General features: G+C 63.6%; 14 protein-coding genes. 8 read left to right on the top strand and 6 right to left on the bottom strand.

What is annotated here, in order from left to right; translation table 11 throughout:
- The first annotated feature begins 106 nt into the window (after positions 1 to 106).
- Genes VGG89_13585 through VGG89_13575 form a run of 3 tightly spaced genes read left to right on the top strand, consistent with a single transcriptional unit; the run spans position 107 to position 3,584 of the window.
- The gene (locus VGG89_13585) at positions 107 to 1,669 is read left to right on the top strand and encodes an efflux RND transporter periplasmic adaptor subunit (GenBank protein HEY1977581.1); all 1,563 of its coding nucleotides are present in this window, start codon (positions 107 to 109) and stop codon (positions 1,667 to 1,669) included.
- The gene (locus VGG89_13580) at positions 1,669 to 2,370 is read left to right on the top strand and encodes an ABC transporter ATP-binding protein (protein HEY1977580.1); all 702 of its coding nucleotides are present in this window, start codon (positions 1,669 to 1,671) and stop codon (positions 2,368 to 2,370) included. Before VGG89_13585 ends, VGG89_13580 begins: the two co-directional genes overlap by 1 nt.
- Positions 2,367 to 3,584: an ABC transporter permease gene (locus VGG89_13575; GenBank protein ID HEY1977579.1), complete on the top strand. Its 1,218-nt coding sequence runs from the start codon at positions 2,367 to 2,369 to the stop codon at positions 3,582 to 3,584. The genes VGG89_13580 and VGG89_13575 overlap by 4 nt, the downstream gene beginning before the upstream one ends.
- A gap of 5 nt (positions 3,585 to 3,589) precedes the next feature.
- Here VGG89_13575 and VGG89_13570 read toward each other — a convergent pair whose 3' ends face one another.
- Positions 3,590 to 4,156: an inorganic diphosphatase gene (locus tag VGG89_13570; protein HEY1977578.1), complete on the bottom strand. Its 567-nt coding sequence runs from the start codon at positions 4,154 to 4,156 to the stop codon at positions 3,590 to 3,592.
- Between the two features lie 51 nt (positions 4,157 to 4,207).
- Here VGG89_13570 and VGG89_13565 point away from each other — a divergent pair, with 51 nt between their 5' ends.
- From VGG89_13565 to VGG89_13555, 3 genes are read left to right on the top strand one after another with little or no spacing between them, the layout of a single operon-like run.
- Positions 4,208 to 4,468, top strand: a complete 261-nt coding sequence (locus VGG89_13565) for a hypothetical protein (GenBank protein ID HEY1977577.1) — start codon at positions 4,208 to 4,210, stop codon at positions 4,466 to 4,468.
- Between the two features lie 17 nt (positions 4,469 to 4,485).
- Positions 4,486 to 5,943 (top strand): hypothetical protein, encoded by a 1,458-nt coding sequence (locus tag VGG89_13560; protein ID HEY1977576.1) that lies wholly within the window; start codon positions 4,486 to 4,488, stop codon positions 5,941 to 5,943.
- Complete coding sequence (locus VGG89_13555) at positions 5,937 to 6,296, top strand: VOC family protein (GenBank protein HEY1977575.1); 360 nt, start codon at positions 5,937 to 5,939, stop codon at positions 6,294 to 6,296. Before VGG89_13560 ends, VGG89_13555 begins: the two co-directional genes overlap by 7 nt.
- Here the strand turns inward: VGG89_13555 and VGG89_13550 are convergent.
- Complete coding sequence (locus tag VGG89_13550; protein HEY1977574.1) at positions 6,196 to 7,134, bottom strand: YihY/virulence factor BrkB family protein; 939 nt, start codon at positions 7,132 to 7,134, stop codon at positions 6,196 to 6,198. The two genes, VGG89_13555 and VGG89_13550, sit on opposite strands and share 101 nt — an antisense overlap.
- Before the next feature lie 22 nt (positions 7,135 to 7,156).
- A complete protein-coding gene (gene selD / locus VGG89_13545) occupies positions 7,157 to 8,074 on the bottom strand; it encodes a selenide, water dikinase SelD (protein ID HEY1977573.1) in 918 nt (305 codons plus the stop codon).
- Positions 8,075 to 8,239: 165 nt separating this feature from the next.
- Between selD and VGG89_13540 the strand changes: the two genes are divergently transcribed.
- Positions 8,240 to 9,514 carry a hypothetical protein gene (locus tag VGG89_13540; protein HEY1977572.1) on the top strand — a complete coding sequence of 425 codons (1,275 nt, stop codon included), beginning with the start codon at positions 8,240 to 8,242 and terminating at the stop codon, positions 9,512 to 9,514.
- A gap of 25 nt (positions 9,515 to 9,539) precedes the next feature.
- On the opposite strand, the gene VGG89_13535 is transcribed toward VGG89_13540, so the two are convergent.
- The 3 genes from VGG89_13535 to VGG89_13525 are packed head-to-tail and all read right to left on the bottom strand — an operon-like array spanning position 9,540 to position 12,467.
- Entirely contained in the window at positions 9,540 to 10,034 is a 495-nt protein-coding gene (locus tag VGG89_13535) for an isoprenylcysteine carboxylmethyltransferase family protein (GenBank protein HEY1977571.1), read from the bottom strand.
- Positions 10,031 to 11,188, bottom strand: coding sequence for a sulfotransferase (locus VGG89_13530; protein ID HEY1977570.1), 1,158 nt, complete (start codon positions 11,186 to 11,188; stop codon positions 10,031 to 10,033). Before VGG89_13530 ends, VGG89_13535 begins: the two co-directional genes overlap by 4 nt.
- A gap of 7 nt (positions 11,189 to 11,195) precedes the next feature.
- Positions 11,196 to 12,467, bottom strand: a complete 1,272-nt coding sequence (locus tag VGG89_13525) for a 3-oxoacyl-[acyl-carrier-protein] synthase III C-terminal domain-containing protein (GenBank protein HEY1977569.1) — start codon at positions 12,465 to 12,467, stop codon at positions 11,196 to 11,198.
- Positions 12,468 to 12,615: 148 nt separating this feature from the next.
- Here VGG89_13525 and VGG89_13520 point away from each other — a divergent pair, with 148 nt between their 5' ends.
- A complete protein-coding gene (locus VGG89_13520; GenBank protein HEY1977568.1) occupies positions 12,616 to 13,473 on the top strand; it encodes a PhzF family phenazine biosynthesis protein in 858 nt (285 codons plus the stop codon).
- Positions 13,474 to 13,543 lie beyond the last annotated feature (70 nt).

Raw genomic sequence — 13,543 nt, 5'->3', positions numbered from 1 at the left:
AGGCGCTCAAGTGCCCATCCCGACGAACCAAACTAATCTGCCCTTAAACGCGCACCCCGGCTTTCACAGAATACGACTTCGCGACTTACCGTACGATGCTAGCGTCATGTCAACTATAGCGGTGCCAAAACTTACCCCACTGACGCGTACGTTCGGTGCGCTCGGAGCGCGGACGCGCTGGATTCTCGTTGCAGGTCTCGCGCTGCTCTGCATCGCGGCTGCCACGGCGGGATTGGTGCGCGCGAAGTCGCGCGTTTCATACGTTACGGCGCCCGCGACGCAGCAGACGCTGGTGCAAACCGTAACGGCGTCGGGCGTCGTCAACCCGCAAAACAATATTTCCGTCGGCACGCAAGTCTCCGGGACGATATCGGAGCTCGACGTCGACTATAACAGCAAGGTTAAAAAAGGCCAGATCCTCGCGCGGCTCGATCCGAGCACGCTGCAAGCGCAGCTCGATCAGGCGCGGGCGGCGCTGGCTCAGGCCGAGTCGCAAGTCTCGGCGGCAAACGCGAACGTGAGCGGCGCGGCGTCGGCAACCGACGTTGCCGCGGCCAACGCACGCGCTCAATCGGCGGCGGTCGGCGCGGCGCAAGCCGGCGCGCAGAAAACGCAAGCGGCCCTCAAGCTCGCGCAAACGACTTTGACGCGTGACTCGTCACTGCTCTCGCAGGGTTACCTCGCGCAGAGCACCGTCGATTCCGATCGCGCGAACGTCGCTTCGGACGAAGCCGACGTCGCCTCGGCGCAGGCCTCGATTGCGCAATCGCAGGCACTGGCGCAAGCCGGTGCCGCTGGAATCGGTCAGAGCGGCAGCACGCAGGCCGCGCAGGCAGCCACCGCGCAAGGCGCGCAGGCGAACGTCGCCGCCGCCGAGGCGGTCGTGCAGCAGGACGAGCTCAACCTCGAACACACCATCATTCGCTCGCCGGTCGACGGAACGGTCGTGGCACGCGACGTTTCGGTCGGACAGACCGTCGCCGCGTCGCTGCAGACGCCGACCCTATTCGCGATCGCGCAAGACCTCGGCAAGATGGAAGTCGACATCAACGTCGGCGAGCCGGACATCGGCAACGTCAAGAAGGGCGAGAACGTCGACTTCAGCGTGCTCGCCTATCCGAACCGTACCTTCCACGGCTCGGTTTCCGAGGTGCGCATCAATCCGCAAACCGTCAATAACGTGGTAACCTACGACGTCGTGGTTCTCGTCGACAACACGGACAGCGCGCTGCTGCCGGGTATGACCGCAAACGCGTCGATCGACGTCGCGACCGCGAAGAACGCGGTGGTGGTACCGATCTCCGCGCTGCAGTGGAAACCGTACACCGGTGCGCACGGGACCGCCTCGGCGACCGGAGCGAGCTCGGGCTCTCCGTGGGGCGCGGTCAACACCACCGCGGTTACCGCTAGCGCGATAACCGGTGGATCGAGCGGAACGCTCTTCGTCGAGCGCAGCGGCAAGCTGCAGCGCATACCGGTTACGGTTACGCTGGCAACGGCCACGCAGGCCGCCGTCGTGCCGGCACAAGGCAGCTCGCTGCAATCGGGCGATCCCGTCGTCGTTTCGTCCAACGGGACGAGCAAGTCCGGCGGATCCGCGCGGACCTCGGGAACGCGCTCGCCGATGTCGGGCGCGCCGATGGGCGGCGCGATGAGGGGGATCCACTAATGGAACCGGTCCTCAACGTCGCAAGTCTGACGAAGCATTACGTGCTGGGCGACGCCGAAGTGCGCGCCCTCGACGGTATCGACCTCACCTTAGAACGCGGCGAGTTCGTGGCCGTCATGGGTCCGTCGGGCTCCGGCAAATCGACGTTCATGCAGATCGCCGGCCTGCTCGACACGCCGACGTCGGGAACGTACCGTTTCGAAGGCGCCGACGTTTCGTGCCTCGACGGCGACGCGCGCGCGGCGATTCGCAGCCGCCGGCTCGGATTCGTCTTCCAAGCCTACAACCTCTTACCGCGCACGAGTGCGCTCGAGAACGTCGAGCTGCCGATGGTCTACGCCGGCGTGCCCGAAGGCGAGCGCAACCGAATCGCCCTCGAGATGATGGCGCTGGTCGGCGTCGACAAGCTGGCGCAGCACAATCCGAATCAGATGTCGGGCGGTCAACAGCAGCGCGTCGCAATCGCGCGGTCGCTGGTCAACGATCCCGCCATGATTTTGGCCGACGAGCCCACCGGCGCACTCGACACCAAGACGTCGAACGAAGTCATGCGCATCTTCAAGCGGGTAAACGAGGAGCGCGGTACCACCATCATGCTCGTCACGCACGAGCCGGATATCGCGGCATACGCGCAGCGCATCGTGACTTTCCGCGACGGCCACATTGTCGGCGATGCCGTTAACGACAGGAGGGCAGCATGACACCCCGCGCTACTTTACGCTTGGCGCTGCAGGCGCTGGCGCGCAACAAAGGACGCTCGTTCCTGACGATGCTGGGCATCGTGATCGGCGTCGCGGCGGTGATCGTGACCGTTGCCATCGGCGCGGGCGCGCGCATCTCCGTGCAAAACTCGATCAGCAGCCTCGGCTCCAATCTCATCGTGGTGCAGCCGGGAAGCGTGACCTCCGGCGGCGCGCGAAGCGGGTTCGGCGGTGCGTCGACCTTGACGCCGGCCGACGGTCTGGCGATTGCGAGTCTGCCTGGTGTCGCAAGCGTTTCGCCGCAGGTTACCGTGCGGACGCAGGTCGTCGCCGGCAACAACAACTGGCAGACGACCGTCAACGGCGTCGCCCCTACCTATACGTTTATTCGTTCGCAGTCGCTGGCCTCGGGCCGGTTCTTTTCGCAGAGCGAAGCGGCTTCGGCCGCTAAGGTCGCCGTACTAGGTCAAACCGTCGTCTCCGAGCTGTTCCCTAACGGCGGCTCGCCGATCGGCGCCACGGTCATCATCAAAGGCGCACCGTTTGCGGTGATCGGCGTGCTCACGCCGCTCGGTCAAAGTGCGATGGGCCAGGATCAAGACGACACGGTACTCATTCCGTACACGTCGGCGATGGAGCGCCTGACCGGATTGACGACCGTCAACGCGCTGATGGTTTCCGCGACCGACACGCAGTCGATCGATTCGGCGCAAGACGAGATCGTGCGGCTGCTCGAGCAGCGGCATCGCATCGTTCCCCCGCAGAGCGACGATTTCCAAGTTCGCAATCTGCAATCGATCGCGCAAGCCGCTTCGCAGACCAGCGCCGTGATGGAGTTTCTCCTTGCCGGCGTTGCCGCGGTCTCACTGCTCGTCGGAGGCATCGGCATCATGAACATCATGATGGTGTCGGTAACGGAGCGCACGCGCGAGATCGGCTTGCGCATGGCGGTCGGCGCGCCGGGCCGTGTGATCCTGCAACAGTTTCTTACCGAGTCGATCGTGCTGGCGACCATCGGCGGCGTCATCGGGGTCATCTTCGGCCTGATGGGTACCGGCTTCGTATCGCTGCTTGCAAAATGGCCGACGTCGATTCCGTTCGGATGGGTCGGCGCATCGGTCGCGTTTGCCGCCATGGTCGGCATCTTTTTCGGATACGCACCGGCGCGTAAGGCGGCCGCGCTCCACCCGATCGAAGCGCTGCGGTTCGAGTAAGCCGGCTACTTGGACTTCTTTTCGTACGTCTTCATGGCGGCCTCAATGGCCGCCATGGCCTTCTTGCGGGAACGCACCTGTTTGAACTCCACCCGATTGCCCTCTTCCTCGGAGTATTCGACGAGAAAACGGCAGATGTCGCTCATGGTGTCTTTCGGAATGTCGTCTGCATCGGCGAACGCATCGCTGGGTTGTGAAACACCCGGTTGAACGACGGGTGCGGCCAGAACGCGATCGTTCTCGACGCCGTTTTTCTTCAATCGCACGATACCGAGCACGCGCGTTTCGAGCAGGCACCCGGTGAACGTCGGAATCTGGTTGAGAACGAGAATGTCGAGCGGGTCTCCGTCGTCGGCCAGCGTGCGCGGCACGAAGCCATAGTCGTAAGGCCATTGCATCCCTTCGGGGAGCGTGAGCTTGAGCTTGAACAGGCCGAGCTTAGGGTCGAAGGCATACTTGTGCCGAGTATCGCGGGGCGTTTCGATGACGGCGTGCACGCGCCGCTCGCCGCTATTTTTGCCGTCCGGGAATGCCGGGATCGCTTCGAAGTTCGTGGGGTTAATCTGTTTCATCTTAAATGCATCTTAACCACAGTAACGGCGGGGTACAACCAAGCCGTGGCAATGAGGGCAAAACAAAAGCTCGAGGAGCTGCACGTCGAGGCACCGCCCGGCAGCTGGAGCTGGTTCAAGGAGTACACGGGCTACCTGGTGACGATACTGCCGTACGTATCGGCGGGGCTGGTGTTGATCCCTCGGCTGAACGTATGGATCAAGGCAGCGATCCTTTTCTTCTTTGCCGTCGTCGTGTTGTTAATTCGCGTGCTTCACGAAAAGGCGGGCATCGAGGTGACCGCAGGGGCGGAGCGGCAAAAAAAACCCTAGGCCCGAATAGCGTCTAGGTGCTCGCCGGCTTCTTTCTCGCGCCGTTCTTTGCACCGGCGCCGCGCACGACGCCGGTTCCGGCCGGGCTGCTCGGGGCGCCGCCGGCGCGCATGACGCTTGCGACGCAGCCGCTCGGCTTCGATCCCGACGGAAACGCGCGCTGGCTGGTGCTTACGAAGTTCTTCGACTGGCAGGGCAATCCAACGCTGATCCTCGCCAACAGCGATTTCAGCTGGACGTCGCGCGACGGGCGCGTTCAGTGGCAAACGCGCATGCGTTTCGGCCAGCCGGCAGCGATTCTCATCACTAACCGCGACGGACCGCTGCGCATGCGCGTGCACGCAAACCAGCCGAAGCTGGGGACGCTGACGGTGCGCACCGACACGCGGCGGTGGCCGCAGCCGCGCGTCGTTGGCGAAGCGCTCGGTCCGCGAGCCGTTTCGATCGGGTGGTTTCCTCGCGAGCGATACGCGGTGCGCGTCGATCGCTTCGACGCGCGCGGACGACGCACTCGCACGATCGTCTCCGAACCCAGTTCGGCATTCCTCGATACGACCGTCGCCGAAGGGAGGGCGTACCGCTATGCGGTGTACCGGCGCGACCGGCGCCCCGTCGTAGTGGAGGTCGAGACGCCGGCCGGCCCGCCGCGCACGTCGATCGCAAACGTCTACGGCAAAGGGATGTGGCTGTTCTTTACCGACAACCCGGTCGACGACATCTACTACGCTCATCTCGATCCGAACGCCATCGTCGCGCAGGCGGTGCGCGCCGGATTGCATTACGTCGAACTGCGCTTCACGTACGGAGCCTACTGGGAAGTCGCCCCACAAGCCAAACCCACCGTCGACGCGATCGTCGACGGTCTTGCCGCGCACGGCATCGGCACGATTGCTTGGACGGTGCCGCGCGACCGCTCGTTCGAGGACGTGGCGGCGTCGGTGCGCGCGGCGTACTACCGAACGTCCAACGGCACGCCGGTTCGGGGGCTGGCGATCGACGTCGAACGCGGCGACGATTTCATGGGCGACGCGCCCGAGGGCCTTGCGGCGCTGTGGCAATACGTCGCGCTCGTTCGCCAAGCGCTTGGCCCGCGGTATCTCATCGTCACGAACGTCGAAGATCCGTATTTAGAGCATCTCGACGAAGCATCGTATCCGTACGCCCAGATCGCGCGCGCGAGCTCGGTGCTGCAGCCGATGGCGTATTGGGCAATGGTCAAGGGTAAGGCCACGCCCGCGCAGGTGCGCGCGATTCTTCGAGAGTCGTTTTCAACGGTGCGTCGGGAAGCCGGCAGCGACGTTCCGATCAGCATGGGAGGGCAGACGGCCGCCGGTCCGGCCGGCCCTCCCGGACCAACGGAAATTCTCGCGTCGCTCGAAGTAAGCAGAAAGATCGGCGCGCTCGGAGAATGCTTTTTCGCCTGGAACGACACTCGTAACGATCAGTGGGAGGCTTTGGGACGATACCCATGGTGAAAGAGATCGCATTTTTCGCGTACTCGGTGCGCGACGTACCGCGCGCCCAAGCGTTTTATCGGGACGTGCTTGGGTTAAAGCCCAGCAAGATGTTCAGCGAGCACTGGAGCGAGTTCGACGTCGGCAACGCGACGTTCGGCGTGGGCAACGGCGAGCCGCTGGGGTACGCACCGGGTGCGTCCACCGGAGCCGCGTTCGAAGTCGACGACGTACCGGCGATGCGCGAACGTCTGCGTGAAAGCGGCGTGGAGGTTAGCGAGGTGCACGATACTCCGGTGTGCTTTGTGTGCTTTGCGAGCGACCCGGAAGGGAACCGATTCGCGATACACCAGCGGAAGCCGGCGCCGGCCTAATGGCGCCGTGCCGGCGGGCGTACACGTGCGTGAACTCGGCGCCGAGCAGCACGATCTGCGCGGAGTAGTTCGCCCAGATCAAAAACGCGACGATGCCGCCGAGCACGCCGAACGTCGAGGCCATGCCGGTATAACCGAGATACCACGATAACAATGCCTGACCGACGACGAAGAGCACGGCCGACACGACCGCACCGGGCCACACGTGACGCCATTCGATCTTGACGTCGGGCAGGTACTCGTACATCACGGCAAACAGCGCTGCGATGACCGCGATGGAAAGAACGTAATCCCCCAACTTGGCAACGGCCGGAAGAAACGGCGCGATCTGCGCGAGCGCCTGTTCGGCGCCCCCGAGAAATGAGTTCACCAGCAGCGATAGCAAGAGCAGCAGCGCCACGACCACCACGATGCCGAAGGAAACCGCTCGGCTCGCAATGGCGGCGGCCAAACCGTTCTTCTTAAGCGGAACTTCCCAGATGGTATTGAGCGCGTGCTGGAACGCGCTGAACAAACCGACCGCGCCTAACACGAACAGCACCCAACCGACGATCTGTGCGAACGGTCCGGAGTGCTGGCGTGCGAACGTCGCTTGGACGATCGAACGTATATCGTTGGCCGCTTCCGGGCGAGCCGAGCGCGCGAGATAACCGTAGAGCGCGTCGAGCACTTGCTGATGCCGGCCCAGAACCGCGCCCGCGATCTCGACCACGATGATGAAGAGCGGCGCAACGGCAAAAAGTGTAAAGTAGGCCATCGCCGCAGCCGCCCACTGCCCGTTGTGGCGTCCGAAGTCTGCGAGCGTTTCGCGGATATCCGAGTAAGCTTCGTGCAGCATGGTACGTCGACTGTACCCGGCGTTATTGCTTGGCCGGTCTCCAGACGACTTCGATTCCACGCTGCTGCGTCAGCGTTCCAATCGCGCGCGAAGCCGCGGCGCCCGCGCGGAGATCCGCCAAAAGCGCGGCGGCACGATCGGGCGGCACCGCCATCAAGAGCCCGCCCGACGTTTGCATGTCGCACAACACCGCCGCGAGTCCCAACGGAAGCCCGGTCGCAAAGCGCGCTCCGGCCGCGCGCGCGTCGCGCAGATTGGCGCGCGTGCCGCTGGGAATCGCATCGTGCGCGGCCAAAGCCAGCGCTCGCGAAAATAGCGGAACCGTACCCGCATCGACGCACGCGCCCAACTCTTCACCGAGCATTTCGCGAACGTGCGCTAGCAAACCGTAAACGCCGACGGGCGTCATCGCACGTACGCCGTGACGCAACGCCGCTTCGCTTGCGGCGGCGTCGAGCTCCAGCATCGATTCGATCGCCGGTTCGAGCTCGTCTTGCGCGATCGCATCGTCGTGCCGCGCAGTGGTGAGAATTCCCGTGCCGAGCGCTTTGGTTAGAACGAGCACGTCACCGGGCCGGCCGCCGCAGGCGCGTAGGATCGTTTGCGGTGCAACAATCCCGGTAACGGAAAGGCCGTATTTCGGCACGGCGTCTTTGATCGTGTGTCCGCCCACGACCGCGATCCCGGCCTCAGCGCATTTCTCAACGCCGCCGCGCAGCACCGACGCGACGACGTTTGCATCGAGATCTTCGGGAAACGCGGCGATTGCAACCGCGCACAGCGCTGTGGCGCCCATAGCGTAGATGCGATTGAGAGCGTTCGACGCGGCGATGCGGCCGAAATCGTAGGGATCGTCGACGACGGGCGTGGAAAAATCTACTGCGCTGACGAGCGCTCGCTCGGCATCGAGCTCGAAAACGTTCTCATCCGCGACGGGCAGTTCGCGCAGAACCTGCGCGAGGACGCGAGCGTCGAGGTTAGGTGCTCAACCCACGCAAGACGTAAGGTGCGTTAACCGCACCGCGCCGGCTTCGTTCACGACGCTCGCTTTCGCTTAGGACGTTCGGCTCTCCGCCGAAGCGCGCGCGTCTTTTATAGTGAAAGCATGCCGCGCCTCGCCCCATTCGCTCTCTGCGCACTCGCCGCGTGCACCCAGCTCTTACCGGCAGAGCGGCAACCCCAAGTCGCGGGGACCGAGCGTGCCGCCGCGGAGCGCACCGCCGCGGCCGTCGTTTCGCTGCGCGGGATCGTCGAGGACGTCGGATCCGATCGATTCGTGCTTCGAACGCACGACGGGCGCATTCCGGTGAATCTCTCCTCGCACACGGTCGTGCGCGGCCGCTTGCATAAGGGCGAATTCGCGCAAGTCGTCGGCCACGGCGAGCGACCCGACCGCGCGCGCTACGTTGCGGTGTGGCGCTCCGCTCCATCGCTGCTTACCGTGACCGGGAGCGTGGCGGCATCGAGCGAGCTGGGGTTTTCACTCGATCGGACGGGCAGCTCGTCGGCAACGATCGTCGTCCTCGCGTCGTCGACGAAAACGCCGCCGTCGCTACCGGTCGGTCAAGACGTTACCGTGGTCGGTTTTGGCTCCGCGGCGCGCGGCATCGTCGCGACCCGCGTCGCGCTGAATGCGGCGTCGCCGTCTCCGTCGCCGAGCGTCGCACCAACCGGTACGTCTGCCCCGACCGCGACGCCGAAACCGACCCCTACGCCTAAGCCGACTCCCACGCCGGCTCCTACGCCCACGCCCAAGCCCACCGCGACGCCGAAGCCGCCCAGGGGGATCTCGCTGTATGACGGCGAGGTCGTGGGGGAGGATAATCTCTTCACACCGCCCGACGGCAACACGGCAAGCGGCGGACAGAGCCAGACCGTTGACGGTATTCCGTGTTCGCCGACCATGACCGTGAACGAGTACCACGTCCACGTCTACCTCGGCCTCTACGTCAACGGCAACCAGGTCGCGATTCCCGATCAAATTGGTCTGTACCAGCCGGGACCGATTTCGAACGGCTTTACGAACACGGCGAAGTGTTTCTATTACATCCACACGCACGATGCGTCGGGCAAGATCCATATCGAATCGCCCAGCACCGCCCCGAAAAGCTCATCGATGTTCACGTTGCAGAACGTCATGGACGTGTGGGGCATGACGGTCAATAGCAACGGCGTGGGGCCGTTCCAGGGGCCCGTTCGCGTCTTTATCGGCCAGGCAAAATACGGTAGTCAGTACGTGTACTCCAGCAGCTACTCCGAGTACTTCGGCGATCCCAACGCCATCGCGCTCTACTCACACACGGCGATTTGGCTGGAAGTCGGCGCTCCGTATCACACGCCGCCCGATTTACCCGTGATCAACTTCGAGAACGAGTACTAGCGGCGTTTCGCGGTTGCGACGGACGCTATCGCGCCGGGGCGAGGAGACGATCCTCGTCCCGAATGCGCCACAGAATCAGCGACGCGTACAGCGCCCCAAAGATAAGGCCGATATCCCAGCGGCCGAACGCAGCCGGCAGCAGCACGATCTCGGCCAAGACGGCGACGTAGTTCGGATGTCGAAGAATGCCGTACGGTCCGCGGCGTACCAGCCGCGCGCCCGGAACGAGCACGACGCGCGTCGACCAGTACGGTCCGAGCGAGGCGATCGCCCAGGAATGAAAGATCTCAACCATCGCCGCGGCGCCGAGAATCCACCAGTTGGGATTCCCGTGCGCCGGTATGAGGATAGCCATACTCGCCAGCCACGCGAACTGCGCCAACGCGATCGTCGGGAATTGAGCCTTGCCAACCTCGACGCCGCCTGCGGCGAGCATCTTCTTCGTATTGCCGGCGGAGTAGATCACTGTGACGATCCGCTGCGCGGCGACGACCGCGAGCGCGATCCACAGCACGCTCACGCCGGCGCGCCGCTCCTCGCCGCGAGCGCTTCGACGTCGTAACCGAACTTGGCGGCGACGTCGCCCGTAACGTTGACGATGTCCGCCAGCTCGGCCGGGCTGAAGCTCGGCTTGTAGTAGTCTGGGAACGATAATTTCTCGACGTACGCCGCGCGCGTCGCGCGGAACGGCTCTTCGGCCAGCCCGGTATGTGCGACGATGCGATCGATGGTCTCGGAAGGCGTACTGCAGAGATCCTCGTACCGTACGACCTCGACCGCCTCGCGAAGCGACGGATCCGCCGCGAGTAGCCGCAGCACGTAGTCGTAAATGTACGCCCAAATGCGAATGCGAGCGCGAACCTTGTCGCCGCCGTCGAGCATCGCGCGGATCTCGCGGATCTGCTCCCCGTTGCCGACGTTGGCGAGCACTTGATGCGAACCGAACTCGTGGTGCGCCGTCATTTCGAGAATCTCGATTTGCCGCGGATCGTTGGCCGCTACTTCGTCGAAGATGCGGTCTTGTTTGAGAATCGAGGCTATCTGGTCGACCGGGTTGCGAACGTACAGCAGGAAACGCGCGCTTGGAAAGAGCTTGCGGATGTACTGCATCCGCAACACGCACATAATCGCCTTCGACGCGTACCGCGAGCGACGATGCACGAGCAGCAGCTTGGCGATGTTTTCGCGATAGAACTTTTCAAACGCGGGGTTCGACGTAGTCGCGTCGAGCGTGCTGGGCTGCGACTCGTCGTAGAGATCGAAGAATCTGTCCCAAATAATCTCTTCGACCATCTCGACGCTATCGCGGGTAACCGATATGCGATCGCGATGAATGCGCGCGACCGGCTCCTTCATCGTGTTGACCGGTACCTTCGGAAAGATCCAGTTCCAGGCGTACGGCGCGTACGGCATCAAGAAATCGGCGTACTTGTGCGTTCCGACGTCGGGATGCTCGCTGAGCATCTGCAGCGAGATCGTCGTGCCCGCGCGCGGAAGGCCGCAGATATAAATCGGCCGGTCGATGGCGGCGCCGCGCAGCTTGCCTGCGAGCAGCTTCGACTCCAGGTTGCCAAGGCCCACGAAGAATCCGGCACCGGCGTGCACGCCGCGAACGCCCCAATAGAATGCAGGAGGAACCGAGAAGCGCTGCGGCTTCGTATCGTTACTGGCCATCGAGCTCCTAGACTTTTTCGAAAATGGCCCCGATTACTGTCAGCCCGGGTCCGAAGGCCATGCTAAGGACCTTCGTCCCCGCCGGAATCTCGGGCGATTCGGCGATGCGCTGCCAGATATGGGGTGCGGTGGCCGAAGCCATATTGCCGTGATCGCGAAGCACCTGACGGCTCAATGCGATCTGCGATTCGTCAATGCCCAGCTTGTTGCGGATTTGGTTGAGAATCGCCGGACCGCCGGGATGAATTGCGAAGACCATGTCGCCTTTTGCGCTCTCGAAGTCGAGGCCGGCTTGGCCGCAGAGCGACGTCACGAAATCGCCGACGTTGTCGCGGATCAAAAACGGAACCTTCTTCGATAGCGACATGTCGAACTGGAACGGTCCCGGGCGCAAGGTCATTTCCGGAAGCGAAGCGGGAAGAATTTGTTCCTCGATCGCCAGAACCTGCAGTCCGCTCTTGCCGGTGCGCGCGAACTCGGCCTGCGGCGACGCGGTGTACTTGATGAAACCGTCGGCAAACAGCGTCGAGGTAACGAAGTTGTCGGGCGCTTCGCCGAGCAGGTCGAAGTGCAGCGAAAGAAACTCGGTGTGCACCAAATCCACGCGCCGTCTAGGCTGCGGAAGCGACGAGTACGACGAGCCGACTAGGCCGACCGCGGTGCGAACTGCCGGGAACGCACCGTAACATCCCATGTGATACGAATGCGTGACCCCGGTGCGATACCAGCTGCGTTTAGACAAATAGGTCTGTACGGGGCTGGGCGAGAGATAACCGGAGCAGCTGACGTGCACGATATCGTCGGGCGCGGCCGTGGCTTCGGCGTAGATGCGTTCGAAAACGGTCTCCGCGGTGTCTTCGAAGAGCGACATCCTGGCGTCGAGCATTTCGCCGGTCGGCGTGCGCAAGCCGCCGTATTGCGCGACCGCTCCCGTCGCGCCGTCGATGTGTTTGACGAAGTAGGAGCTCAAAACGCTGACCTGGCGCGCCGCAATGTATTCGGCCGAGGTTCCGAAGCGTTCCATGCGATCGGCGATCGTTTGGCCCATCGCCTCGCGCTCGGTCGCCGAGGTCAAACCGCGCTTGGCGGACTGCGCCAAGGTCATGAAGTGCACTTGGATGCGCTTGAGCTCGTCTTGCGGACAGGGCTCGGTAAGCTGGACGCGCTGGAAATCGGAAAGCACCACCGGAACGCGCAGCGGCGCGGCCCCTTCGATGGTGCCGGCGTCGTGGGTTGCGGTCCGCGGTTGCGCGAAAGCGGATGATCTGTCCGGAGTCATAGAGCCGTTAGAGCATATAGTAAATCGGCGGATGCAGCTAGCGCCTGAGTAGCGCATGAGCTTTCCGTTAGTGATTAAGACCCATTTGGCAAACCAAGCATCACTGAAAGGTAACTAGAGTCAACTTTATATGCGCGAAGTGAGGTACATGCTGTTCGACGTCTTCACCGACGTGGCGTTTGCCGGCAATCAACTCGCAGTATTTCCCGATGCCGCGCTGGACGACGCGACGATGCAGCGCGTCGCGCGCGAGCTCAATCTCGCCGAAAGCGTCTTCTTGACGCCGGCCGAGGACGTCGTCGCATCGCTGCGCATCTTTACGCCGCTGGCCGAAGTGCCGTTTGCGGGACACCCTACCGTCGGTGCCTCGATCGCCCTCGTCGATCACCTCTGGTGGATCGGACCGAACGAAACGGAGTTCGTGCTGCGCGAAAAGATCGGCGACGTGGCGATCCGCGTCGAGCGCACAAAGCCCACCACCGCGTGGCTCACGACGCCGCCGGTGGAGTTCGGCGGCACCGTCAGCCGGCCGGACGCCGCCGCCATCTTGGGCCTCGACACCGGCGACGTGCGCGACGATCTTCCGTGCGAGTTTGCCGGTGCCGGCAACATCTTCTTGTACGTGCCGCTGGTATCGAAGGAGGCCGTGGACGCAGCCATCTACGATACGAGCGCGATTCGCCGGCTGCTGCCCTGGGCCCCGATCGTGGACGCCTATTGCTTCGCGCAGTCCAGCGACGGCGCGTACGCGCGCATGTTCGCGCCGATGTTCGGCATCGCCGAAGACCCGGCGACCGGAAGCGCCACCGGTCCGCTCTACGCCTATCTGGCACGACACGACAAGCTCGAGCGCAAGGAGCGATTCACGGCCGAACAAGGCGTGGCGATGGGCCGGCGGTCGGTGCTGCACGTCAAACTCGCGTGGGACGGCAACGACCTTCGCGCCGTGGAAGTCGGCGGCAGCGCCGTCTTCATGGGCGAGGGGAAACTCAGAGTTCCGTCTTAACCGGCGCTGCAAGGCGCTTTCTGTAAAGGTTCGGCTTTTTGGCCGGAGGGGTGCCCCTTCGGTCGTATCC

Source organism: Candidatus Baltobacteraceae bacterium, from assembly GCA_036488875.1.
GTDB lineage: Bacteria > Vulcanimicrobiota > Vulcanimicrobiia > Vulcanimicrobiales > Vulcanimicrobiaceae > JAFAHZ01.
The sequence above is the reverse complement of the archived record's forward strand: the minus strand, read 5'-3'. Positions and strand labels throughout refer to the sequence as shown.

Bases quoted from the DNA above. Each gene is read 5' to 3' on its own strand.
- VGG89_13585 (HEY1977581.1), top strand. From the start codon at position 107: ATGTCAACTATAGCGGTGCCAAAACTTACCCCACTGACGCGTACGTTC.
- VGG89_13580 (HEY1977580.1), top strand. From the start codon at position 1,669: ATGGAACCGGTCCTCAACGTCGCAAGTCTGACGAAGCATTACGTGCTG.
- VGG89_13575 (HEY1977579.1), top strand. From the start codon at position 2,367: ATGACACCCCGCGCTACTTTACGCTTGGCGCTGCAGGCGCTGGCGCGC.
- VGG89_13570 (HEY1977578.1), bottom strand. From the start codon at position 4,156: ATGAAACAGATTAACCCCACGAACTTCGAAGCGATCCCGGCATTCCCG.
- VGG89_13565 (HEY1977577.1), top strand. From the start codon at position 4,208: ATGAGGGCAAAACAAAAGCTCGAGGAGCTGCACGTCGAGGCACCGCCC.
- VGG89_13555 (HEY1977575.1), top strand. From the start codon at position 5,937: ATGGTGAAAGAGATCGCATTTTTCGCGTACTCGGTGCGCGACGTACCG.
- VGG89_13550 (HEY1977574.1), bottom strand. From the start codon at position 7,134: ATGCTGCACGAAGCTTACTCGGATATCCGCGAAACGCTCGCAGACTTC.
- VGG89_13540 (HEY1977572.1), top strand. From the start codon at position 8,240: ATGCCGCGCCTCGCCCCATTCGCTCTCTGCGCACTCGCCGCGTGCACC.
- VGG89_13530 (HEY1977570.1), bottom strand. From the start codon at position 11,188: ATGGCCAGTAACGATACGAAGCCGCAGCGCTTCTCGGTTCCTCCTGCA.
- VGG89_13525 (HEY1977569.1), bottom strand. From the start codon at position 12,467: ATGACTCCGGACAGATCATCCGCTTTCGCGCAACCGCGGACCGCAACC.
- VGG89_13520 (HEY1977568.1), top strand. From the start codon at position 12,616: ATGCTGTTCGACGTCTTCACCGACGTGGCGTTTGCCGGCAATCAACTC.